Raw genomic sequence first — 23,062 nt, 5'->3', positions numbered from 1 at the left:
GCAGCAGATAAATCAGTAGTCTGAGCCCACTCTGTCGCAGTTCAAAAAACACCGTTGACAGAACCGCCTTCATGCGGAATGTTTGCATAAAAATAATAAGTATCGCATTGCAATAATTACGGGGAAGAGTTCGATGAATGCAATGGCTTCAAAAGGGCAGCTCATTGCGGCTGTTGCGCCCCTTGGCAAACCAATTTCCTTTACCTTTGACTGCGTTGAACTTCAGGGCTTTGAAGGACAGTCAGTGCTTGCTGCAATTCTGCAAAGCGGGCATGTGTTGCGTTACTCTGAATTTGACGGAATGCCACGCGCTGGCTTTTGCTTGATGGCTGCCTGTCAGGATTGCTGGGTCTGGACTACGGAAGGCCAACGTTTGCGGTCATGTTCAACCCCACTGCACCAAGACATGAAATTGCTCAGTCGCTTCGAAGCATGGGGCCAATCATGATCCGTCCTCTTATCATCGGATCTGGACCAGCCGGCATCAGCGCTGCCCAGACACTTATGGATCATGCGAAGCTGATCCAAAACTCGACCGGCCAGGCTATTGAACCCGTCATGCTCAGTGAAGCTGCTTTTCCCGGTGGTCAAGGTTTGCGCCGGCTTAACGCAAATATGCAGTTTAACCCGCAGAAATTATACCGAAACGAAGAAAAGAAATATCGTCAATTTCATGCAAGTGCGGATGAGATCATTTCGCAAATCGATTATCGCCCACTGACAACAGTCTGGTCACTTTACGAAGGGACAGCTTTTATCGAAAGTGCGGGGGAAGTTGATGAAATTCCCTACTCGCATGTGATTATCGCAACCGGTGCTACCGACAAAATAATGCCGATCAAGGGATGGACCTTGCCGGGCGTTTATTCGCTCGGTGGCTCACAGGTTGCTTTAAAGGATCAGGGAAGTTTCATCGGACGCAAAGTGGTCTTTGCCGGAAGCTCACCGCTGTTGCTCCTCGCAGCTTTGCAGTACCATCGCATGGGCGCAACCGACATTATGGTGTTAGACACAACACCGTTTCGGGCAAAGCTCCACGCTTTAACTGGTTTGTCACATAGCTTTAAAACCGCAATTCAAGGTGCGCGTTATTTAGCTGAGCTGAAGCGTGTGAGCGTTCCCATATATAACGGCGTCACACTTGATGAAATAAGTGGTGACACCCATGTCGAGAAGCTGATGTTCCGCGATCACAGAGGCGAGAGCCATACTGTCGACTGTGATGCAGTAGCGCTCGGCTATGGTCTGCGCGCCGAAACTCAGTTAGCCGAACTCGCTGGTTGCCGGTTTGAATTTGATGAGGATTTTCGCCAGTGGTTACCCGTCACTGATACTGATGGGCGAGGCAATAAAGGCGTCTATTTGGCGGGGGATGGCGCTTCAATAGGCGGCGCGGATTGCGCAAAACACAGCGGAAAGCTTGCAGCACTCTCGATGCTTGAAGATATTGCTGCGCATGCAAACATGTTGTTGCAGCCAGATGGACTGAGGCGTTTAACGGAAACAAAGCAGCAAGCCGCTCGTGAAGTAAAACGATATCGAAGTTTTCAGCGAAACCTGGCCAGAATATTCCGCTGGCCGATCGAAAATGTGTCTGCAATCACTGACGATACTGTCGTGTGTCGCTGTGAGGGGATTTCAGCAGGCGAAATCAGACAAAGCATCAACTGCGAAGTTGGCCCAGTTGAAGTCAACCGCGTTAAAGCGATTACCCGTTGCGGGATGGGGCGTTGTCAGGGGCGCTTTTGCGGTCTGGCTCTCGCTGAAATAACAGCGAACACCAGTGGCCGTGCAATATCTGAGGTCGGTCGGCTGCGAGCGCAGGCGCCAGTCAAACCACTGAATGTTGGCGCAGCTGGAATTGGTTCATAATGACATCGCTCAGCCATACACAGACACTGATCATAGGCGGCGGGCTTAATGGTGCATTCACAGCTCTTTTTCTTGCACGTTCAGGACACCGTGTAACTGTGCTTGAGAAAGGATTTGTCGGGGCTCAGTCGAGCGGAGCGAATTTTGGTAATTTACGACTACAAGGCCGTGATGTGCGGCAATATCCGTTATCCATGCGATCGCAGGAATTATGGGAGCAACTTGATCAATTGATCGGCAACACCTGCGAGTATGATCGTTCAGGTCACATTTACCTTGCTTATAATGACGAGGAAGTCGCTAAGCTCGAAGCCTATGCCAAAAATTCTCGCAACTTTGGTCTGGAGATTGAAGATGTTGATGGGTACGAGATACGAAAGCGCTATCCTTATCTGAGCAAAAATATCGTCGCAGGCACTTATTCTTCACGCGATGCGACAGCCAATCCACGCCTCGCAACACCTGCTGTTATGCGCGCAGCAAAGGCTCATGGTGCGGAGCTAATCGAAAACTGCGAAGTCATCGGTGCCAAAACCGGACAAAATGGTTTTCTTGTTGAAACGCGGGAACATGGCGACTTTCAGTCTGATCAGTTGGTAAATGCAGCCGGTGCTTGGGGTGGCGCTATAGCACAACAATTTGGCGAGGAGGTCCCGCTTTTCTCTGCTGGCCCTCCGCAATTTGTTACAGAACCTTTGCCTTATTTTATCCGCCCGTCAGTTCAGGCAGTCGCCGGTAACGTGATCTTCCGTCAGATTCCGCGCGGCAATGTAATTGTCGCTGGATATCCGCGCACCGCCAGCGATTTGAAGCACCAACGAACGGTGGTCCCACCGAATAAAACGCTTTCGGGGATGAGAAGCCTAGCTGAAGTTTCGCCTGTTTTAAGCAATGCTCAGGTCATACGGGTCTGGTCTGGCATGGAGGGCTATTTACCCGATATGATCCCCATCATAGGACCAAGCGCAACGACACAAGGACTGTTTCACGCGTTTGGTTGCTGTGGCCATGGGTTCCAAATCGCGCCAGGTGTTGGCATTGTTCTAGCTGAAATGATCCAACACGGCACATCCAAAACATCGGTAAATGACTTCGGAATCGAACGATTCCGCAACACTATCGTAGCACATGATAAGATCAAGAAGGAGTTTGACTAAACACCTGGTAGGTGATGCTACCGCACCAATGCCTAAATCCTTCTACCTGTTTTCCAATCAAACAAATGCACGCGATTTTGGTCTCCTCTGACGTGCAGCTGTTGTCCTAGCTCCAACTCACTATCACGTGGAAACTCAACAGTTAGCATCTTGGAGTGGCCAGTTTCGACATAACCGAACATCTGGCTTCCCAATCGTTCAACAACCGCAAGTTCACCGCTAAACCATGCTTCATGCGCAGGACAAATTGACAAATCTTCAGGCCGAACGCCAAGTGTGACATGATCCTGAAGGCTGACCTGATTGTGGTGCAAACCGAGTGAGACATCTCTGTTCATGACAGAGAGAACCATAGCCTCTTCGCTATTCTGTCGGACTATTGCAGGAATTGCATTCATCGTCGGACTGCCAATAAACTGGGCGACAAACAAGCTGGCTGGCTTTCGATATATATCGAGCGGTTTGCCAATCTGCTCTACGTTCCCTTTGTTCATAACTACAATACGGTCGGCGAGTGTCATGGCTTCGACCTGATCATGCGTCACATAAACGGTGGTCGCTTTAATCTTTCTATGCAACTTCGCGATTTCGAGCCGCATTTCAACACGCAGAGCCGCATCAAGGTTTGACAATGGTTCATCAAACAAGAATGCATTCGGTTCTCGCACAATCGCGCGCCCCATAGCGACACGCTGACGTTGCCCTCCCGATAGCTGCGCAGGCCGACGAGCGAGAAAATCACCAATTTTCAGCGTCTCAGCGACAGTGCCAATGCGCGACGCAACGTCATTATCATTCGAGCCCCGCATTTTAAGGCCAAAAGCCATATTCTCTTCCACACTCATGTGCGGGTAGAGCGCATAGTCCTGAAAGACCATTGCGATGTTACGCTCTGAAGGCGAAAGCTCATTGACTATCGCATCGCCAAACTTCAGTTCACCACCCGATATATCCTCCAGACCAGCAATCATTCTGAGCAAAGTAGATTTACCACAGCCGGAGGGACCTACGAGAACAACAAACTCTCCACTCTCAATATGAAAGTCGAGATCATGGATGACTTTATGCGTGCCGTAAGTCTTCTGGATACGCTCCAACGTGATGGCGATCATGCTATCTCCTCCCAGAGTTTTTGCTTGACGTCTATTATCGATATTATTATCAATAATGATAATTGAAGTGTTAGGCAAGAAGGCTCGACATCGGCGTGGCATATTTTTCACCCAAACTCGTTCAGAGCAGACCCCCAAAAGCGACAGTCGTATTTGAAGCGCTGAAGCGGGATATTATGCTTGGCGCCCTCCCCGCTGGGGCCAACCTGACAGAGCTGGAAATCGCCGCACATTTTCAATGCAGTCAGGGCCCCGTGCGTGAAGCGCTGCTTCAGTTGCAGGAAGAAGGTCTCGTCCTGAGACAAGGTCATAGGGGTACTCAGGTATCTCTATGCACCCCGGACGAAGCAGTTGAAATGTTTCGCCTGCGCAACTCCATTGAATGTAACGGTATCCCACGCGTGATGATGCGGCGCTCCAAAAAGCTCACGGATGACCTCAAAGTAATGCTGGACGGAATGCTAGAGGCAGCCGACGAAGAAGACGAATATCGTCTGGCTGCAATTGACCGTGACTTTCACAGGCGCATTTTCGATGAAGCAGATTTGCCTGCCCTGAACCCCATTTTGCATCGTTGCCTTGTTCACAACCATCGCTTCAAAATTTCACAAAGCGGCAACACGCGCGACCTGCGTGGAACCGCACTGCGACATTGCTCTATCATTGATGCAATTGAAGCCGCCGACGCTGAGGCTGCACAGACTGCGATGCGTCATCACATTGCGACTATTGTCGATTTTGGGCCAGCGGTATTCCCCGAAGAGGGTCGCTCGTCATGACAAATATCATCAATCAAGAACTACTGCCCGAAATGCGGACTCTTCTCGAAAAAATCACAACCGAGTTCGCAGGCACCCCTGATCCGACGACGCTTCCATCAGCAGAGGGGCGTGCACTCGCGGAAAAGAACAACCGGCGCTGGAATATCAATCTTCCTGAAATGCAGGATGTGCGCTCAATAGATTTAGCTGCGAACTCATCCATTAGCTCGCAGAAAACCCAATTGCTTGTTCTGGAGCCGATCAACAAAAAGCCCGGAACCATTCTTTTCATTCATGGCGGTGGCTTTGCGTTTTGTAGCCCCAAAACGCATGAACGGTGCGCACGGGTACTTGCAGAGAAGACCCGTTTAACCGTGGTTTTACCCGATTATCGACTAGCACCAGAGAACCCTTTTCCGGCAGGCCTAAACGATGTCATCGGCACCATGCGGGCGTTGATAGATGGGAGATTGGAAGGGCTGGATGGCCCCGTTTACATCGCAGGCGATTCTGCTGGCGCCAATTTAGCACTTTCAGCAATGCTGCATGAGTCGGAAAACAACCGTATGCTGCCTAAAGGCGCGCTGCTCTTTTATGGCAACTATGCCATAGATTTTGAAACCCCATCTTATCAAGCTTTCATCAATGGTCCAGGGCTGACCACCGACAGAATGAAGCGTTACTGGAGCTGGTATGCGCGTGGGCAGGATATTGCTTCAAACCCACTAGCCTGCCCGCTTCACGCCAGTGATGCAGCACTTAAAAAAATGCCACCGCTTTATTTGACAGCAGCAGGCATCGACCCCCTCTTTTCCGATACGACTTTGCTACACCGGCGGCTTTCAAAGATTGGTCGTAAGGACGAATTAGCCATCACAGAAGGCGTCGTTCATGGCTTTCTGCAATACACAAATGAACTAACGGCAGCTGAAGCAGCGTTGGAGGACGCAGCAGAGGCATTAAGCCGAATGGCCTGAATATAAGAGGCCTTTTTAAACAACTGGGAGGAGTTGAAATGTTGAAATCTCTTATGCTTAGTGCGGCATTTACCGCTGCACTCACTATTTCTGCACAGTCCGCCGAAACCGTCCGCTTCTGGTATCACTTCGACAACCCAGAAAATCCGATGTCGGAACTTGTTGCCAAATTTGAAAAAGCCAACCCCGACATCAAAATTGAAGCGGAAAACATTCCTTGGAACAGCTATTACGATAATCTTTACACGTCGATTATTGGGGGCAGTGCACCTGACGCGGCAATGGTTAAGCTGTTCGCCCAACCGCGACTAACCGAAATGGAAGCGCTTGAACCGCTTGGAGACCAGATCAACGGCTGGGCCGGGAAAGATGATTTGCTCGATAACCTGCTTGAACTGAACAAAGCAGCGGACGGCAACCAATATTACCTGCCTATTCAGTATGTCGTTCTCTATCTCTATTATCGTGCTGATCTCTTCAAGGAAGCAGGCTTGGAGCCTCCTAAAACCTGTGAGGACTTCCGCAACGCCGCAATAAAGCTGACCGACGCTCCCAATCGTTATGGCTTTGGCCTTCGCGGCGGCAAAGGCGGTTGGGATCAATGGGGCGCCTTCGTTCTTTCACAAGGCGGCGACATTAAGCCAGGAGGTTTAACGACACCATCAGCCGTGGCGGCTAATCAATGGGTGATCGATCTTTTTCAAAAAGACAAGGTCATTCCTCCGTCAGCACCCAATGATGGGTTTCAGGAAATTATCTCGGCTTTTAAAACCGGCAAGACCGCTATGACGATTCACCATATCGGCTCGTCCAAGGACCTCGTCTCTGCGCTCGGTGATAAGGTCTCGGCGGTTCCTGTTCCTGAATGCGGTGGTAATCGCTGGACATCCTATGGCGATGAATCACTTGCGATTTTCTCGTCCTCAGAAGTGAAAGATGCTGCATGGAAATGGATATCCTTCCTTGCGGAAGGTGAAAACAACGTCTCCTTCAATAGCGCGACCGGCCAGATGACCGTCACTAAAAGCGGCTCAAAAGACTGGAAACTGCACGATCGCCGATTTGTTGATGCGACAGTCGATTCACTGCCATTCGCGCATGTACTGCCGCAAAGCGAAGGTACATCAGAATTCGTGAACACGGCGTGGCAAATTGCAATGCAACGCGCACTTGCAGGGCAAATCACATCAGAGCAGATGATGCAGGAACTCGAAAAGCTGTTCGAAAACTAGGTAATTAGTTTGCGGGGTTAGCACAGTGGTCAAAAAGCGCCGCCATGCTCCCTACAAAAAAACCTTCGAAATCCAGTTCTTTCATCAGCATGGATAGTTAACCTATGTCCGCTTTGCCCTCCGCTTCCCGAGCACCGACGCGCCTTCGCCGCCGAAGCAAAACACTGCTGCCGTACTGGTTGCTTAGCCCTGCCGTTATAGTCACACTGGTGATCGTCTTCTTGCCTATGGTTCAGGCAGTTTGGACGAGCTTTTACGATCTGCTGCTTTTCAAGCCGAAAGCGACGGCCTTTATTGGCCTCGCTAACTACTTCAATTTGTTACAGGACCCAGTATTCTGGGCTGCATTTTGGAACACATGCATCTGGATCGGCCTAACCGTCCCACTCCAAATGGGGCTAGGACTTATAACCGCCCTCCTGCTCAACAGAGAGTTTCCGTGGCGTGGTCTGGCACGTGCATTGGTCATTATTCCATGGGCGTTACCGAGTGTGGTTATAGCACTGATGTGGCGCTGGATTTACGACCCTAATACGGGTGTTCTCAATGAGATTCTACTCAATCTTTCAGTCGTTAGTCACGCAGTTCCATGGCTGGCCGATCCTAATATCGCGCTTTACGCAATCATTGCCACGCTGACATGGCAGGGTTTCCCTTTCTTTGCGATCATGATCCTCGCAGGTTTGCAGGGCATTCCTAAAAGCCAATATGAGGCTGCTTCAATCGACGGTGCGTCACCGTGGCGGCAATTCGTGAACGTAACATTGCCCGGCATCGCGCCCGTTTTAGCGACGGCTGGCCTACTCCGCGTGATCTGGGTCGCAAACTCCATGGACGTGATCTTCGTCATGACAGGCGGCGGCCCTGGATATTCGACCTATACCCTGCCCCTCTATGCATTTGTGAAAGCCAGACAGAATCTCGATTTCGGTTATGGCACAGCCATCGCTGTCACCTTCACACTGCTGCTCGGTGTTCTGGTCGTTCTTTATCTTGCCCGCACAATGCGTGAGGTCGAAAAATGAAACGCCAAAGCACTTTCAAACGCATATTGACCACCGACCTTCCGGTCGCATGCATCGTGCTATTCGCCTTGGCTCCTTTCGCGTGGATGGTTTTAACCTCGCTCACACCAACCGAGCAATTGTCAGCCAATGGGGTTTCACTTTCACCATCTGGATGGAGCCTCGATAATTACGAAAGGCTGTTTAACAAAGCGCAGTTCTACAAAAACATGCTCGACAGTCTCGTGATAGCAGTGGGCACGGTGGTGCTTGGTCTCGCGGTTTCAGTAACGGCAGCCTATGCGCTATCGCGCTTTCGCTTTATCGGGCGCAAGCTGTTTATGATGCAGTTCTTGCTCATCAACATGTTTCCGATTGTGCTGCTGATCCTGCCACTTTTTATCCTCATGCGGAAATATGGCATTCTGGATACCTATTTCGGGCTTATCCTTGCAAACTCTACGGTCGCAATTCCTTTTTCGGTCTGGATGCTGACGAGTTACGTCGCAGCTATTCCCAAAAGCCTCGATGAAGCCGCTATGATGGATGGCTGTTCACGCCTTGCTGCACTGCGTCGCGTGATCATACCGCTGATGATGCCAGGTATTATTTCAACCGGCATCTACATCTTCATCACGGCCTGGAACGAATATCTTTATGCGCTGACACTTGGTGGCAGAAATGTACGTCCAGTTACCGTCGCGATCCAAACCCTGATTGGTGAATATCAGATCGAATGGGGACTTCTGGCAGCGGGTGCCGTTGTTGGCGCAATGCCCGCAACCATTCTTTTCCTTCTCGTTCAAAAACGGCTTATCGGCGGCCTCACACAAGGGGCGGTCAAAGGCTGACACCATTCACTCCCCCAATAATTCTTCAAGCAATCGAGGAAATATCATGAATCCCATTGGGTTGATTTCAATGCAATATGCCCGGCCTTTCACAACCGAACATTTCCCGCTTTTCCATAAAATGCGCGAGCACGGATTTGATTTTGTTGAGTTGCTGGTGCCTGAACCCGGCGAACTTGACCTGGAAGAGACACGCAAAGCACTCGATGAAGCAGGACTTGGCGTCGTGCTTGCGGCACGCGTTAATCTTGAACGGAACATTTCGTCCGCTGACAAAAAAGCCTATGAGGGCGGCGTCGATTATCTCAAATACACGGTGGATTGCGCCCATGCACTCGGTGCGCAGGTTGTCGGTGGACCACTGACCGGGAACCCTCTCGTTTTTGCTGGTCGCCCGCCACAGCCAGTTTCAGAAGATGAGCGTTTGCGTCGCAAAGATAGCTGCGTGAATGCCCTGAAAATTGCAGGTGAATATGCACAAGGAAGCGATGTTGTACTCGCAGTCGAGCCGCTGAACCGGTTTGAAAGTGATGTCCTTTGCACCACCCAACAGGCAATCGAATTGTTGGACGCGGTTGATCAACCCACGATAAAATTGATGCTAGACACCTTCCACATGCACATGGAAGAAAGCTCAATTCCAGAAGCAATCCGGCTTGCGGGCGATCTGGTTGTGCATTTTCAGGCCAACGAAAATCACCGCGGCTTTCCCGGTACAGGCGCAACAGACTGGGTAGCGGTTTGTCGCGCACTACACGAGATCGGCTATACTGGTCCTATTTCGCTTGAACCTTTCCGCCGTCAGGATGATCGCTTCGGTGTTCCTTTTGCCCAATGGCGTGCGCCGCACGAAGACGAAAGTGATCGTCTATCGGCCAGTACCGCATTTATGAAAAGTCACCTCCTTCTCACGGAATATCGTCGATGACACTCAAAATTGGTTGGATTGGTTGCGGTATCCACGCAACCCAAATGTTGCTTCCACAGCTCGTTCGTTATGATGTGGAAATTGCCGCTCTTTGCGATATAGACCCAGAACGCTTAAAAAATGCCGGACGGCAGTTCAGGGTGCGGACACTCACAACTGACGTTGAGGCTTTGCTCAACACACCCGGTTTAGACGCCATTGGCATGGCAGTTGGTCCTGATCAACATCTTGCCTTTGGCAAAGCTGCATTGGAACGTGGCCTGCCCGTATTCATGGAAAAACCGCCTTCGGGATCAGCCGGAGGTGCTCGTGAGCTTTTGAAAGCGTCAGAGAAAGCTAAAAAGCCTCTGCTGCTTGGTTTTATGAAGCGTTATTCAATCGGCAACAAGATCGCAGCCAATATCATACGGTCGGGTCAATTCGGTGACGTATTGGGGCTGACAGGCTATTATATGACAGCGCCCGGCTATTTTGCGGGTAATGTCGATTACACCGGCTTCTTCCTGCATCATTGCGTCCATTATATGGATCTCGTCTCTCATCTGGTCTCTCCAGTGCGAAAATTGACAGCCAAGAAGGTTGAAAAAGAACCGGGCAAACTCCTCATTCATGCAGCATTCGATTTTGAATGTGGAGCGATTGGCACAATTGCTATGGGGACTATGCAATCGCGCGGAACACCCGTCGAGCGCATCGAGTTGATGGGAGATCATCAACGTATCGAAGTGGATGATGTCATTGATGTGCGTTGGCATCGCAACCCTGCATTCAAGATCGACGATCCGAAAGCAACACTATCAGGCGAGTGTGATACACTCACTTGGAAGCCTAACTTCACCGCCGCAGCCAATGAAGATCCTAAGGGCTACCATTCGCTGCTGGCCGATATCGTTCCCGCGCTTATGGGAGCGGAAACACCAGCACCAACCATTATAGACGGTGTTATTGCCATGGAACGATTAGAGGCCATGCGAAAGGAAATAGGCTTATAGTGCGAACTGATGTTTTATATCAGAACGAAACTATCGAAGAAAAACAGACAAAGATTTGCCTGAGTTAGCTTTCTTTTAGGCATTTGACGTGCCCCGTTAAATCAGGCAATTCAGAACTGGATTTTTTTTACCTATGATCCCTTACCGGGGTTTACAATTCACCTCGCGGGAAACCTTCAGGAATGGACACCAGAAGGTTTCACGACAGTTTTGGACCCCTAATCCAGAATGCAGCACAGACGATTTCAGAAGCGAAAAGATCATAGGACTTCAAGCCAAGACAGGGCTATAATATTCAAGGCGTTGTTACAGAGAAATAACCTTGATTGCGGCACTCGCCAGTTCGAGCATGGCTGGTTGCGGCTGTGTTTCATCCAACCCGCGCACACGGCGGACATGATTCACCGCAGCCTCAAGAGTGCCAAAACGATCAGCATGATGCATATGCATATAGAGAGCGATGGCTATTGCTGAACGGCTGCGACCACCCCGGCAATGAACCAGCAAATTGCCACGCCGATGCGCCGGATAATGCAACTTTCCGGGGCTTTCCTGTTCGACAATGCCCCGGATCGCAAACACTGCGGCCAGCAGATGCTCTGGTGCATTGCCGGGACCGTCGATAAGTCCAATATGCGTGCGGCGAACATGGGTGCCATCTGGCAGCGAAAGTGGCGCAATTTCAATATTGATTGCGAGGTTCATTGTGGAAGTGATGTTGTTCTCATTTAAGAGAATTGGGTCCTCAGCCACCACTTTGTTACCGATGAACAGCTTGATCCCATGTGATCCTGTTTCTTCCAGTACAGGGAGAAGAACGGCAAGCTTGTCCTCCTGAGCTTCGGTAAGGGCAGTTGGCTGGGTCATGTTCATGCGGCACTTCCACGGTTCAAGGTTTGGCTGGTATATGCTTCTACAGAGTGGTCGAGAACGAGACGGCTTCCGAGTTTTTCCGCAAGCTGCGGCATCATTTCAGGGTGGACGAAAACTGGCATGACGCGGCGTGCGGCAGTCAGATCTGCCAAATATAGCACATCTTCCATACGAGGATGAACGTTCCAGCCGTGCCAGTGCGCCTGTTTGCTAGCAATCAGTCGTTCAGCCGGTGTTCCACAAGGCACATGGCTTGAAAAGATAAAGCGGAACCCCTCATCAATTCGCGCTATAAGATTTGCAGATGAACCAGCTTCTCCGTTGGCTTCCGTGACTATGAGGATGTCGGAGGGTTGCCAATCTTTTTCGTTCGGCTGAGGCAGCATCTCCAAAAATGCCTTGAGGCTCTTCTGCATCTCTTGGCCAATCGTCTCCGGCATTTCCGCAAGCCGCGCGATTTCATCCCGAATTTGCAAGCTGACTTTTACCTGCAGTCCCCGAGACGCGAGAGCCAGCGCCATCTCCGGTCCACGTCCCCCCGAAGGAACCGGTAGAACCGCACCTTCACGCGCCAGAGACGCGATGACATTTATCTGTTCGGCAAGGCTTTTCTGCCTGTCGCCATAGGAGGCATCCGTCACGATGAGGTCTGCGCATGGTGGCATATCGAACCAAAGGAGCAGCGATTCCAAACTCCAGTCGCCCGTATACAGAATCCCGCCATCCGCAGCAAAATGAAACCAGACGCCCCCCGGCGCATGACCACAGCGTCCGACAGTCACCGGAACCGTTTCGATGAGCGCCTGCCCTCTTTCAGGCAGTACACGGCAACGCGGATCGGTCAGCGGATCAATGCCGATCTGCACGAAAGTGGCGTCTGTCGCATAGATGGGTGGATTGCCAACTTCTTTAGCGAGATGCAGTGCGCCGACATGATCGATATGGGAATGCGACAAGCAGATCGCATCTACGATGCCGATTTCGCTTATATCGGGGAAAATGCCTTGTTCAGGGCCTTCGCCAAGATCAAGCAGCAGGCGCTTGCCGGACACCTCAAGCAGGAAGGCGGCAGGGAGCTTTCCGCCCAATCCGCTGATTGCCGTCAATCGTGCCATGGCAAGGCTCCCTTCGGCAGACGATTTGCAAACAGCGAAGCGATGCCCATAAGTGCGAGAACAATCAGGATCATCAGGCAACCGACCGCTGCGGCGAGCGTCGAGGAACCGCCTTCCTCAAGGAAGACGATCATTGGTCCGATAGTCCGCGCACTTGAGGAAACCAAAAGAATAGACACCTGGATTTCGTTGAGCGCTGACATGAAGACGATGATGCCTCCGGCGATGACGGCAGGCGCCAGCAACGGCAGGATAATATCGCGTATGCGCTGGAAAAAATCAGCCCCCGCAACGCGTGCGGCCTCGTCCAGTGACCGGTCGATCTGGGAGAAACCACCCAGCATCGGGCGAAGTGCCAGCGCCAGAAAATTGGAAAGATAGGCGGCGAGGATGATCCAGATCGTGCCGTAAATACTAAAGCCCAAAAGTGGCAGCGGCAGGAGAAAGAACAGGATCATGGCGACGCCGAGAATAATGCCCGGCAGCACATAGGATAGTTCTGACGCCATCTGGATCAACCGCACAAGTGTGCTCTTTTTCCAGCTAATGAAATAGGCCAGCACCAGCGAAATGACGCTCAGAAGAATGACGGTCGCGACCGTTAGCATGAAGCTGGTTGCAAAAGCATCGCGGATCGAGACGTGATGGAAAAGCGCGTTGGTGTAGTTTTCAGGCGTCAGCGTATCAAGGGTGAGCTTCTGCCCAAAGCCTTTTACCAGCGATGTTGCGACGAGCGCCGACATCGGCAGCAGGAGTGTTGCTGCAAGGTAGAGCCACGCACCGGCCTCGACGAGTTTTTTCCAGCGGCCAAGATTAATCTGGGCTGGTCGTCCACCTTCCTCGACACGCAGGTCACCACGTCCGCCAAGCCAGGTGCTAAGGCCAAGAGCGATCACCGTGATCAATGAGAGAAGCAACGACAGCGATGCCATGTCAGACAGTGCTGAAGGACCGTAGCTGTTCAATTGCTGATAGATGAGCGTAATGAGTGTTGGAAAGCGAGCGGGAATGCCGAGCATGGCCTGAATGCCGAAATTGCCAATCGCTGAGACGAAGGCAATGGCTGCGCCAGCAAAAATGCCTGAGCGGGCGAGCGGGAACAGGATGGTGAAGATGAGCTGAATATTTCCGGCGCCCGAAGCGCGTGCAGCTTCCGAGAGATTTGCTGGAAGGCGGCGCAGTGCTGCGCGTACCGTGAGGAAGACCAGTGGTGCATTGTAGATGCCGAGCAGGAAGATTATCCCCCAGGCGGAAAATAGCGGATGACGCATACCGGGTGTTAGTGCCAGACCAAAAAAGCCCAGTACCGGGCTGGTCGGCGAAAAGGCTTGCACCCAGGCGAGCGCAGTTACTTGCGGCGGGATCATCAGTGGCAGCACAAAGCCGAAAACCCAGGCAGCCTTGTAACGCATATTGCAATGAACGGTTATCAATGCGGCAAGACTACCAATGATGACAGCGAGCAGTGTCGAGGCCAGCGCCACGTAGAGCGAGTTAATTGCTGCGGTAAAAACACGAGGTTTTGCGAGCGTGTTCCATGCACTGGTAAGGTCCAGAACGCCCTCCGGCGCGATAGCCGTCAGCGCAAGTCTGCCAAGTGGTGCCAGCGAGATCGTTGCCACGAAGAGCGCGAGAATGCCAAGTATGATGGTCTCAGGGCTGGGGCGGAACACCGGCTTAAGCCGGTGTTCTCCTGGCAAAATTGCGGTTGTATCTGTCATCGATCAGCCGCCGAAGACTTCCGTAAATTGCTCGCGCACGGCCTTGTCGTTTTTAACGGCCTTGTCGGCATCCATTGGCAGAAGCTTGATGTCAGAGAGCTTCGGGAAGCCCGCTGGCGGCGTAACAAATGCGTCAATTGGCAGGTTGCCTTGTTTAGCAACGAGTTCCTGACCTTCTTTCGACAGCAGGAAGTCAACAAAGCGCTTTGCAGCTTCCGGCTGCTTGGCAGTCGACATGATGGCGACCGGCTCGGTGATGAAGGAAACACCGTCCGTTGGGAAAATCAGATCGACTGGCGAACCATTTGCTTTGGCTCTGATGACGTCTGCGTCTGCGATGATGCCGTATTTGGAAAGACCGCTTGCAACAGCCTTAAGGGCCGGACCATTGCCTCCTTCTGGTGCAACGTCGAGTTCGGCGAGCTTCTTGTAAAAATCCCAGCCGATGCTGTCGACGTAGATGACGCTATGAAGATGGTTGAGGGCGGCACCGGAGTAAAGCGGGCTTGGTACGGCGATTTGTCCCTTATTATCCTCGACAAGCAGCTCGTTCCACGTTGCAACCGGCTTGGCTATCTGCGTGTTGTAGGCGATGCCTGTGGAAATGATCTTCGTGCCGAAGAACATTTTGTCCTTGTCAAAGGTGCTGGCATCATAGCCATCGACCCTGGCTTCCGGATAGGGCATCAGGCGACCTTCAGCCTTGAGCTGACCGAGATTGATGGTATCGGCAACCAGAAGCAAATCCGGCTTCACTTCGCCAGCGGCGATTTCAGCGCGCAGGACATTCATCAACTGGCTTGTACCATTGCGGGTCCACTCGACCTTGATGTCAGGATATTTGGCCTGAAACGCATCCACCGTCTGCTGCGCGATTTCGGGAGACTGAGACGTGTAAAGCGTAATCGTTTCAGCGCTTGCCGTTCCTGCCATAAGGACCAGCGCGAGGGTGGAGAGAAGACGCATGAGATATTCCTTGAATTTTGTGTTGGGAGGAGAAGAAGAAATTCAGGCTGCCTCGGGAATGACCCAGCCATCCCCAACGCGAACCGAGATCGTATCGCCAGCAGAAACAGGATGGTCATGGGAGGCATGAAGGCTGAGAAACAAATCGGGCGCATGTTGAGGGCGGAAATGCACCTGCACATGACTACCGCGATAGGTGGTGTGCTCAACCTGCGCGCTAAAGCCTTTATCGGGGTCGTCCGCAAGCATCAGATCGCCTGGATGCACACCGAGGCTGGCTTCGGTCTTTCTTGTCTGATCCTTGCGGGCGCGCACTTCGCTGCGGTGTCCGAAAATATCAACATTGACCAGACCCTCAGCGCTGCCACGCTGGAGATCGGCCACGGGCAGGACAAGGCCATTGCCGATAAATCGTGCCACCATTTCGCTTTGCGGTTCGCGATAGAGTTCGTTTGGCCGTGCGAATTGAACGATGCGCCCGGCATCCATCACCGCGATCCGATCTGCCAGCGCCATTGCTTCTGATTGGTCATGAGTTATGTAGACCATCGTCGCGCGGGTGCGGCGGTGAAAGTCGGCAAACTCGCGTTCCATTGCAGCGCGTAGATGCACGTCAAGATTGGCGAGAGGTTCATCAAGCAGCATGAGCGATGGGCTGGCGGCGAGACAGCGGGCGAGCGCTACGCGCTGGCGCTGACCGCCGGACAGATCGGCGGGCGCGCGATCAGCCAGAGTTTCCATTCCGACTGTAGAAAGGGCATCAATACTGCGGCGGCGGCGTTCGTCAGATGAAACACCGGCAATGCGCAGGGCGTATCCGACATTCTGCTCAACACTCATGTGTGGCCACAGCGCATAGTTCTGGAATACGATGCCAACATTGCGCCGCTCTGGCGGGAGGCTGTTATCTGGCGAAGCAATGATTTCGTTATCGAAATGCAGCGTACCGGAATCCATTTGTTCAAAACCGGCAATCAACCGCAGCATGGTTGTCTTGCCGCAGCCAGACGGCCCAAGAATGGCGACGAATTCGCCGTTTTCAACTTGCAACGAAACGTCATCAAGGACGCGCTTCTTTGAAAAGTCCTTGGTAATTCCCCTAAGAGAAATCGAAACCATCGCGATTAGAATCCCGCTTCTGTCTACTCAATGTCGGCTGCATCATCTGCATTCGTGAGTGCAATAGGGACGTCGTGATTCAGTTTTATGACGGGTGCGATTGAGACTGGTGAGCAATGGCCAGGAAAAACGCGAAATAGGCAAATATCGTGAAGCGTGCAAACACATCACGTGATCAGCAATCTTTTGGTATCTTGACGCCGGAGCCTGGGTGTCGAGCGAGGTTTGTGAAACGGTTCTACTGGCGAGAGCTGCAAAATAACTGCGGTTCCTCGTCTTATTCAAGAAGCCGGTTAGCACCGTCATTGTTCCAGACTAAGCATGTTTTAGGAAAAGCTCGTGGAAGAATTTCTAACAAGCCAACATGAACCTGCGCATTCACGTACCCTGCGCTGAATGAAGGGTCGTTATGCCAGAAGATAACTCCTCTCTCCTCCATATATCGTCACTGACTATCGGCTTTTCTCTCCAAAATCGGAGCCAACAGAGTTCACAAACATCCTATGAAGCTGAAAATTCTGCTTTTGCGATCGTATTGCGGCCGCATTTTTTACTTGTGTAGAGCTGGTGATCGGCATGCTGAAGCCAGAGAGAACCACCCATGTCCGGATGCGTTCGTGCGGAGGCTATACCAATGCTGACAGTTACGGTGGAGCTTACAGCGGAACCGGGATGCGGAATATTTAAAGATTGTATTTGTTGCTGGATTTCTTTTGCTGTAGCGAGCGCCTTTTCCGGATCTGCTCCTGGCAAAACGCAGGCAAATTCTTCGCCGCCATAACGCGCTGTCATACCGGAAACCTTGTGAACGGCACGTGTAAGCGCTGCCGCTACCATCGCAATGCATCGATCCCCTTCTGGATGCCCATAAGTATCGTTAAACAGCTTGAAAAAATCAATATCAAGCATAATAACCGAAAGCCAAGCACCGGTCGGAGCCAGACGCGAGATTTCTGCTGTCAATATAACTTCCAACTGCCGACGATTGCTGAGCCCCGTCAAGGCATCGGTCACGGCCATCTGTGCAAGCTGATCACGCAAACGTTTAAGCTCAATATGGTTTGAGACGCGCGCACGCAGAACAATTGGATTGATCGGCTTTGTTACATAATCAATTGCTCCAAGCGAAAGGCCACGAACTTCAGCGTCCTGATCGTCAAGCCCGGTCGTGAAGATTACAGGCACATCAGCCAACAGTCTGTCACTCTTCAAACGCGCGCAGACTTCATATCCATCCAAGCCTGGCATCATAACATCAAGCAAAATCAGATCGGGCAATACCGAGCGGGCGACTTCCAGCGCTTGTTCACCTGAAGTGGCAAAAGATATTTCATAATAATCTTCCAACACCGCGTTCATGATCTCGATATTCGATACTTCGTCATCAACGATCAGGACGGTTGCACGAGCGGACATGTATTTTACTCCGGTAGTTTTAAATTGTCGCTGACTATGCTGAACGACGGCAGACATAAAATTCTCTAAGTGCTAAGTTATTATCTTGAATGCAACTCAATGCATTGCGCAGCCGCTAAGGATTAGCTTTTAGGCAGAGGATCGCTGCCAAAAGCTTCCTCCAGATTGCGCTGGGCTTGCTCGTAATCAAGCCTATCAAGCGCAGTTCTTATCGCCCGCAAAGCTTCTGCCCTTTTTCCATCATGAGCATCAGCACCGAGAAGTTGCAGCAATGCATCAAAATTGCTCCGCGCACGCATACTCCTGCGAGTGAGGTTGTCGCGAAGTGTGGTAATCGCGAGCTCTATATCCGCTAACTGGATATCAGTTTCGGCTTTTTTCAAAGGTAGGGCGACATCATTCTTCAGACCAGCAGCCGCTTTCAAGGCAGGTTTCATCGCGGCATTGAGTGCTGAAAGTGTTGGCTGAAGACCGACAACTTGTTCATTAGCGATAGCCAGTTCCACTTCAGCCGATATACGAGCGATTTCTGGCAGCTCCAGAGAGGCAGCAACGCCCTTTAAGGTATGCGCTAATCTTCGCGACGAAGTGAGATCACCTTTGGCAATCTGGTCCATAAGTGTTTCAATGACATTTTCAAAATCATCATGGAAACTTATAATGAGACGACGCAGGAGTGCCTGTTTTCCATTTACACGCACAAGTGCTCGTTTTAGATCAAAGGGTGGCAGGCTCTCAGGTAATTCATCTCGCACAAAGCCAAGGCTCTTTTCGTGTAATTGAACAGCAACAGCTTCTGCGCGCCGTGGCTTCATCCAACGCTCCAGCGTACCAATAAGAACGCTCGGTTCAATTGGCTTGGCTATGTGGTCATTCATCCCCGCTTCCGCACATCTACGGCGCTCTTCTTCATAGGCATGTGCGGTGAGTGCAATGATTGGCAAAGCCTCCGCCGTCCAGTCACGACGGATGTGGCGCGTTGCTTCCAGCCCGTCCATTTCCGGCATTTGAACGTCCATCAGCACCGCAGAATAAAGTTTGCCGGATCGTGCAACAGCTTCACAAGCGATGCGGCCGTTTTCTGCAGTATCAACATCAAGGCCCGCATCACTGAGCAACTGATAAGCGATTTCGCGATTGATGGCGTTATCTTCTACAAGAAGAACACGCGCGCCGCGTAAAGGTTCGGCGATGAGCTCAAAATCTCCAGCAGTATCGGTCGTATCTTTCAACGCAGGGAAAAGAGCATTGAGCGTTAGTAATATTTTCTGTGCTTCTATGGGCTTGGGCAAATAAGCAGCAATACCGGCACGCGAGGCCTCAGCTTTGAATTCATCACTACCATAGGCGGTGATCAAAATGATCTCCGGCAGTTTCGTCAGTTTTGCATCCGCGTATAGGTGGCCGACGGTTTCCAACCCATCCATACCCGGCATCTTCCAATCAAGCAGTAAGACGTCATAGGGCTGACCACGTTCCAAAGCCGTTTCCAGTGCACCTATTACTTCGTTACCCGAAGCAACCAAATCGACTGCTATCGACCAGTCCGCAAAAATACCTTGCAGAATCTCACGGGAAGCAGGGTTGTCATCTGCCACCAGCACGCGCAGTTTCTGAATGTGAACTTGTGGTGTTTCGATAATCGAATGCGCGCGATCGACATTGCCAAGCGTCGCTGTTACAGTAAATATAGTACCCTTTCCAGGTGTACTTAGCACTGTAATGTCACCGCCCATCTGTTCGATAATCTGCTTACTGATAACCAGGCCCAACCCGGTGCCACCGAAGCGACGTGTTGTCGAATTATCTGCCTGCGAAAATGAGCTGAACAACTTTGACTGTTGCTCAGGCGTCATTCCAATACCTGTATCAGCAACGGTAATCCGCAACGTGTAGGGGCCGTCATCATCGGGCTTCCCGCTAACACGCAGGGTAACTGAGCCATTTTCACTGAATTTGATAGCATTACTCATCAAATTAAGAAGAACCTGCCCCAGCCGCATCTCATCGCCGACAAGCTGATCGGGCACATCCTGATCAATGTGCAAATTTACGTCCACATTCTTAGCACGAGCGTCAGCGCCGGTGATTTGCATCTTACGATCAAAGAGCGCGCGCAATTCGAACGGTCGGTTTTCAAATGTTAGTTTTCCGGCATCATTCTTAGAGAAATCAAGAATATCATTGATCAGGCGAAGCAAAGACCCGCTCGCGGCATTAATTTTAGATAAATAATCACGCTGACGCTCGGTCATATCCGTGCGCAGCATAAGATGACAAAAGCCAAGAATTGCATTGAGCGGGGTGCGTATTTCATGACTCATATTAGCCAGAAACATGCCCTTTGCTTTGTAGGCTTGCTCGACTTCGGCTGAACGCGTTTCGATCTCGGCATTCTTGACCATAATTTCATCGCGCATCTTGCTGATGCTGTTAACGCACGCAACCAGCATATCGGAAAACCATACAAGTACGGCGGCTTCAAGGGCCACAATAATTGCGTGGATCATCACTCGACGAATATCGCCACCGGTTGGAAACACCAGGGATGGTAGAAAGTAATCAAAGGTAAGATGGTGTATCGCCACAGCAATTGCAGCGATAATCGTGGTCCTGCGGTCGCACCAACCAATGGTAAGAGCGAGCATCGCGAAGAAATACATATGCATGTCCATTTGCCATATGTGCCCACGCAACAAATACAATAAAATTGCAGGTTCAGCGACAAGTGCAACGGCTGAAAAAAAACGCGTTGCCGGTGCGATGTCCGCGCGCCACCACATCAGATTATAGGCTATTGCAAGAAACGCTGCCGCGAGCGCTCCGCCAATAACCGAAGCGCCGGTCGCATATGCGATTGCCGCAAAAAGCGGTACATGCAACCAGAAGAGAACGACCAGAAAACGCGCAAAGCGCCTGCGGATATCGTCAAGTTCAATAATCATGATTGGTTAAGCCTCTGGGACTTTGAGATCAAAACAGCTTGAAAGTTGTGACGGTTCGAAAACCAGCCATGCACCGGCATCGTAAAATGCTGAAACTGCATCGGAACGCGCCGCGTGAACGATCAGAATGTTTAAAGGCTCGTTGAAGGAAATAATTTGGGCATCAGTCTCGTTTACCAGCGCAACGACGTCGGAAATACCCGCCCAAGGCTTTAGCAGAACCGCAAAATTACTGCTTTCACCCCGCGGCAGAAGCATTGCGTAAGCAAGTGCGCAAAGACCAAAAAAGAGAAGCGCGAGCGCTGGCAGCAAGTCCTGCAGACGCCACTGGCTCTGCGTCGAAGAGCAATTCATGTGTGTTCATCCGCAAATCAGAAAGCGACTGTAATTGGTGTCTTAATATATAAAAACGAGCGTGTCTTGTAGTATGCACTAATTTAAGATTGCATTTTCAGTGCATAACTCGATCTCAAGGCTATGCAATAACAGGTTTCCAAAAACCTGACTTTTTATCAGCTCAACCCAAAAAATAAATACACGTTTATTTCGAGCAAGAAACGTAGCTGTTGGAGTGGCGTTCTCATGCGTTGCTAACTCTGCTGATAACATATTGTATCAGACGGCCTCTCTAGGAAGCACAATAGTCCACAACCTGTCGAATCTATCCGCTAGGATGGCTTTTAAAAATAGGCATAAGTATTATCAATACAATGCATAGCTACTTCACAAAAATTGGGAAATTGGATATTATTATATAAATAGATTTTATTACAATAAATCATTTATCATATAACAAATATTCTATCATCTATATTGTATTTTAATTCTTTATGTAAAAATAATTCTGTTAATATATTTATAAAAATGGTACCCCCCGTTTTTAACGGGGTTCGTCAGTAGAATTCACGCGGCCATTTTCAGTTTCTGTGCGGGCGTTACGCCGCCGATGCCCATATTGGGACGTTCGTTGTTGTAGGTCCATAGCCACTGCGTGGCAAATTCCTGCGCCTCCTCGATGCTTTTGATGATGTATTGGTCGAGCCATTCATTCCGAACGGTGCGATTGTAGCGCTCTACATACGCATTTTGTTGTGGCTTGCCGGGTTGGATATGGCTCAAGGCGACGCCTTGGTTGGCAGCCCATTCCATCTGTTTGTCACTGACGTATTCCGGCCCATTATCAACACGAATTGCGAATGGTTTGCCGCGCCATTCGATGATCTGGTTGAGGCTGCGGATGACGCGTTCAGCAGGCAGCGAGAAGTCTACCTCAACGCCCAAACCTTCGCGGTTGAAGTCATCCAGGACGTTCAGCAGTCGGAATTGCCTTCCATCCTCCAGCCGGTCGGCCATAAAACCCATGGACCAGACCATATTCGGTGCATCTGGCACTGTCAGAGCATCAGGCTTGTCCCGCTTCAACCGCTTGCGTGGCTTGATCCTGAGGTTCAATTCAAGCTCACGATAGATGCGGTAGACGCGTTTATGGTTCCAGTGATGTCCCCGGACATTGCGCAGATAAAGGAAACACAGGCCGAAGCCCCAAGTCTTCTTTGCCCGCGTCAGTCCAATCAGGAGATCGGCAATCTGCTCGTTCTCGTCGTTCAGCTTGGCGCTGTAACGATAGCATGTCTCGCTGACCTCGAAAGTGCGGCAGGCAAGCGCAACGCTCCCCCCTCGCAACGCCACTGCTTTCCCGGCCATCTCTCGGCGTTGAGATGGCCCCGTCACTTTTCTCCAAGAGCCTCTTTAAGCAGTTCCGCCTGCATGCTCATCTCCGCATACATCTTCTTCAAGCGACGGTTCTCGTCTTCCAGAACCTTCATCTGGCTGATCATCGAGGCATCCATGCCACCGTATTTGGATCGCCATTTGTAGAATGACGCAGTGCTCATTCTATGTTCCCGACATAACTAGGGTACAGGAACGCCGCCTTCCGCCTGGCGAAGGATCGCAAGGATTTGCGGTTCGCTGAAGCTGCTCGTCTTCATCAAAATCTCCTCGATCATATACCCCGAGAA

The 23,062-nt window shown here is 51.1% G+C and carries 19 protein-coding genes and 1 pseudogene; 10 read left to right on the top strand and 10 right to left on the bottom strand.

Annotation, left to right across the window (positions count from 1 at the left end):
- The first annotated feature begins 133 nt into the window (after nt 1–133).
- The 3 genes from CEV31_RS14470 to CEV31_RS14460 are packed head-to-tail and all read left to right on the top strand — an operon-like array spanning nt 134 to nt 3,029.
- Nucleotides 134–448 (top strand): (2Fe-2S)-binding protein, encoded by a 315-nt coding sequence (locus tag CEV31_RS14470; protein WP_094507763.1) that lies wholly within the window; start codon nt 134–136, stop codon nt 446–448.
- Complete coding sequence (locus CEV31_RS14465) at nt 445–1,872, top strand: FAD-dependent oxidoreductase (RefSeq protein WP_094507762.1); 1,428 nt, start codon at nt 445–447, stop codon at nt 1,870–1,872. Before CEV31_RS14470 ends, CEV31_RS14465 begins: the two co-directional genes overlap by 4 nt.
- The gene (locus CEV31_RS14460; protein ID WP_094507761.1) at nt 1,872–3,029 is read left to right on the top strand and encodes an NAD(P)/FAD-dependent oxidoreductase; all 1,158 of its coding nucleotides are present in this window, start codon (nt 1,872–1,874) and stop codon (nt 3,027–3,029) included. The genes CEV31_RS14465 and CEV31_RS14460 overlap by 1 nt, the downstream gene beginning before the upstream one ends.
- Before the next feature lie 32 nt (nt 3,030–3,061).
- Here the strand turns inward: CEV31_RS14460 and CEV31_RS14455 are convergent, their stop codons facing one another.
- Nucleotides 3,062–4,141: an ABC transporter ATP-binding protein gene (locus tag CEV31_RS14455; protein ID WP_094508532.1), complete on the bottom strand. Its 1,080-nt coding sequence runs from the start codon at nt 4,139–4,141 to the stop codon at nt 3,062–3,064.
- A 95-nt stretch (nt 4,142–4,236) separates the two neighbouring features.
- Between CEV31_RS14455 and CEV31_RS14450 the strand changes: the two genes are divergently transcribed.
- The 7 genes from CEV31_RS14450 (at nt 4,237) to CEV31_RS14420 (ending at nt 10,886) form a co-directional block, all read left to right on the top strand.
- On the top strand, nt 4,237–4,920 hold the full coding sequence (locus tag CEV31_RS14450) for a GntR family transcriptional regulator (protein ID WP_094507760.1): 684 nt from the start codon (nt 4,237–4,239) through the stop codon (nt 4,918–4,920).
- Nucleotides 4,917–5,879 (top strand): alpha/beta hydrolase, encoded by a 963-nt coding sequence (locus CEV31_RS14445; protein WP_094507759.1) that lies wholly within the window; start codon nt 4,917–4,919, stop codon nt 5,877–5,879. The genes CEV31_RS14450 and CEV31_RS14445 overlap by 4 nt, the downstream gene beginning before the upstream one ends.
- 38 nt (nt 5,880–5,917) lie before the next feature.
- Complete coding sequence (locus CEV31_RS14440) at nt 5,918–7,111, top strand: ABC transporter substrate-binding protein (protein ID WP_210190929.1); 1,194 nt, start codon at nt 5,918–5,920, stop codon at nt 7,109–7,111.
- 104 nt (nt 7,112–7,215) lie between these two features.
- Nucleotides 7,216–8,136 carry a carbohydrate ABC transporter permease gene (locus tag CEV31_RS14435; protein ID WP_094507758.1) on the top strand — a complete coding sequence of 307 codons (921 nt, stop codon included), beginning with the start codon at nt 7,216–7,218 and terminating at the stop codon, nt 8,134–8,136.
- Nucleotides 8,133–8,966, top strand: a complete 834-nt coding sequence (locus CEV31_RS14430; protein WP_094507757.1) for a carbohydrate ABC transporter permease — start codon at nt 8,133–8,135, stop codon at nt 8,964–8,966. The genes CEV31_RS14435 and CEV31_RS14430 overlap by 4 nt, the downstream gene beginning before the upstream one ends.
- Nucleotides 8,967–9,012: 46 nt before the next feature.
- Entirely contained in the window at nt 9,013–9,894 is an 882-nt protein-coding gene (locus CEV31_RS14425) for a sugar phosphate isomerase/epimerase family protein (protein ID WP_094507756.1), read from the top strand.
- Nucleotides 9,891–10,886, top strand: a complete 996-nt coding sequence (locus tag CEV31_RS14420) for a Gfo/Idh/MocA family protein (RefSeq protein WP_094507755.1) — start codon at nt 9,891–9,893, stop codon at nt 10,884–10,886. The genes CEV31_RS14425 and CEV31_RS14420 overlap by 4 nt, the downstream gene beginning before the upstream one ends.
- 306 nt (nt 10,887–11,192) lie before the next feature.
- Here CEV31_RS14420 and CEV31_RS14415 read toward each other — a convergent pair whose 3' ends face one another.
- From CEV31_RS14415 to CEV31_RS14375, 9 genes and pseudogenes are all read right to left on the bottom strand, one after another.
- Entirely contained in the window at nt 11,193–11,759 is a 567-nt protein-coding gene (locus CEV31_RS14415; RefSeq protein WP_094507754.1) for a dual specificity protein phosphatase family protein, read from the bottom strand.
- Nucleotides 11,756–12,874 carry an MBL fold metallo-hydrolase gene (locus tag CEV31_RS14410; RefSeq protein WP_094507753.1) on the bottom strand — a complete coding sequence of 373 codons (1,119 nt, stop codon included), beginning with the start codon at nt 12,872–12,874 and terminating at the stop codon, nt 11,756–11,758. The genes CEV31_RS14415 and CEV31_RS14410 overlap by 4 nt, the downstream gene beginning before the upstream one ends.
- Nucleotides 12,862–14,595, bottom strand: a complete 1,734-nt coding sequence (locus CEV31_RS14405) for an ABC transporter permease (protein ID WP_094507752.1) — start codon at nt 14,593–14,595, stop codon at nt 12,862–12,864. Before CEV31_RS14405 ends, CEV31_RS14410 begins: the two co-directional genes overlap by 13 nt.
- A 3-nt stretch (nt 14,596–14,598) precedes the next feature.
- Nucleotides 14,599–15,561, bottom strand: coding sequence for an ABC transporter substrate-binding protein (locus CEV31_RS14400; protein ID WP_094507751.1), 963 nt, complete (start codon nt 15,559–15,561; stop codon nt 14,599–14,601).
- 42 nt (nt 15,562–15,603) lie between these two features.
- Complete coding sequence (locus tag CEV31_RS14395) at nt 15,604–16,680, bottom strand: ABC transporter ATP-binding protein (RefSeq protein ID WP_094507750.1); 1,077 nt, start codon at nt 16,678–16,680, stop codon at nt 15,604–15,606.
- A 501-nt stretch (nt 16,681–17,181) separates the two neighbouring features.
- The gene (locus CEV31_RS14390; RefSeq protein ID WP_094507749.1) at nt 17,182–18,096 is read right to left on the bottom strand and encodes a diguanylate cyclase; all 915 of its coding nucleotides are present in this window, start codon (nt 18,094–18,096) and stop codon (nt 17,182–17,184) included.
- Between the two features lie 122 nt (nt 18,097–18,218).
- Nucleotides 18,219–21,041, bottom strand: coding sequence for a response regulator (locus CEV31_RS14385; protein ID WP_094507748.1), 2,823 nt, complete (start codon nt 21,039–21,041; stop codon nt 18,219–18,221).
- A gap of 6 nt (nt 21,042–21,047) precedes the next feature.
- Nucleotides 21,048–21,395, bottom strand: a complete 348-nt coding sequence (locus CEV31_RS14380; RefSeq protein ID WP_094507747.1) for a hypothetical protein — start codon at nt 21,393–21,395, stop codon at nt 21,048–21,050.
- A gap of 549 nt (nt 21,396–21,944) precedes the next feature.
- A pseudogene (locus CEV31_RS14375) lies at nt 21,945–23,032 on the bottom strand (IS3 family transposase).
- Nucleotides 23,033–23,062: the final 30 nt, after the last annotated feature.

The sequence above is a fragment of the Brucella thiophenivorans genome, from assembly GCF_002252445.1.
Classification (GTDB): Bacteria; Pseudomonadota; Alphaproteobacteria; order Rhizobiales; family Rhizobiaceae; genus Brucella; species Brucella thiophenivorans.
This window is presented reverse-complemented; position numbering and strand designations above follow the sequence as displayed.

Excerpts from the sequence above, each read along its gene's own strand:
- CEV31_RS14470 (WP_094507763.1), top strand. The coding sequence starts at position 134 with ATGAATGCAATGGCTTCAAAAGGGCAGCTCATTGCGGCTGTTGCGCCC.
- CEV31_RS14465 (WP_094507762.1), top strand. The coding sequence starts at position 445 with ATGATCCGTCCTCTTATCATCGGATCTGGACCAGCCGGCATCAGCGCT.
- CEV31_RS14460 (WP_094507761.1), top strand. The coding sequence starts at position 1,872 with ATGACATCGCTCAGCCATACACAGACACTGATCATAGGCGGCGGGCTT.
- CEV31_RS14455 (WP_094508532.1), bottom strand. The coding sequence starts at position 4,141 with ATGATCGCCATCACGTTGGAGCGTATCCAGAAGACTTACGGCACGCAT.
- CEV31_RS14445 (WP_094507759.1), top strand. The coding sequence starts at position 4,917 with ATGACAAATATCATCAATCAAGAACTACTGCCCGAAATGCGGACTCTT.
- CEV31_RS14440 (WP_210190929.1), top strand. The coding sequence starts at position 5,918 with ATGTTGAAATCTCTTATGCTTAGTGCGGCATTTACCGCTGCACTCACT.
- CEV31_RS14435 (WP_094507758.1), top strand. The coding sequence starts at position 7,216 with ATGTCCGCTTTGCCCTCCGCTTCCCGAGCACCGACGCGCCTTCGCCGC.
- CEV31_RS14430 (WP_094507757.1), top strand. The coding sequence starts at position 8,133 with ATGAAACGCCAAAGCACTTTCAAACGCATATTGACCACCGACCTTCCG.
- CEV31_RS14425 (WP_094507756.1), top strand. The coding sequence starts at position 9,013 with ATGAATCCCATTGGGTTGATTTCAATGCAATATGCCCGGCCTTTCACA.
- CEV31_RS14420 (WP_094507755.1), top strand. The coding sequence starts at position 9,891 with ATGACACTCAAAATTGGTTGGATTGGTTGCGGTATCCACGCAACCCAA.
- CEV31_RS14415 (WP_094507754.1), bottom strand. The coding sequence starts at position 11,759 with ATGAACATGACCCAGCCAACTGCCCTTACCGAAGCTCAGGAGGACAAG.
- CEV31_RS14410 (WP_094507753.1), bottom strand. The coding sequence starts at position 12,874 with ATGGCACGATTGACGGCAATCAGCGGATTGGGCGGAAAGCTCCCTGCC.
- CEV31_RS14405 (WP_094507752.1), bottom strand. The coding sequence starts at position 14,595 with ATGACAGATACAACCGCAATTTTGCCAGGAGAACACCGGCTTAAGCCG.
- CEV31_RS14400 (WP_094507751.1), bottom strand. The coding sequence starts at position 15,561 with ATGCGTCTTCTCTCCACCCTCGCGCTGGTCCTTATGGCAGGAACGGCA.
- CEV31_RS14395 (WP_094507750.1), bottom strand. The coding sequence starts at position 16,680 with ATGGTTTCGATTTCTCTTAGGGGAATTACCAAGGACTTTTCAAAGAAG.
- CEV31_RS14390 (WP_094507749.1), bottom strand. The coding sequence starts at position 18,096 with ATGTCCGCTCGTGCAACCGTCCTGATCGTTGATGACGAAGTATCGAAT.
- CEV31_RS14385 (WP_094507748.1), bottom strand. The coding sequence starts at position 21,041 with ATGATTATTGAACTTGACGATATCCGCAGGCGCTTTGCGCGTTTTCTG.
- CEV31_RS14380 (WP_094507747.1), bottom strand. The coding sequence starts at position 21,395 with ATGAATTGCTCTTCGACGCAGAGCCAGTGGCGTCTGCAGGACTTGCTG.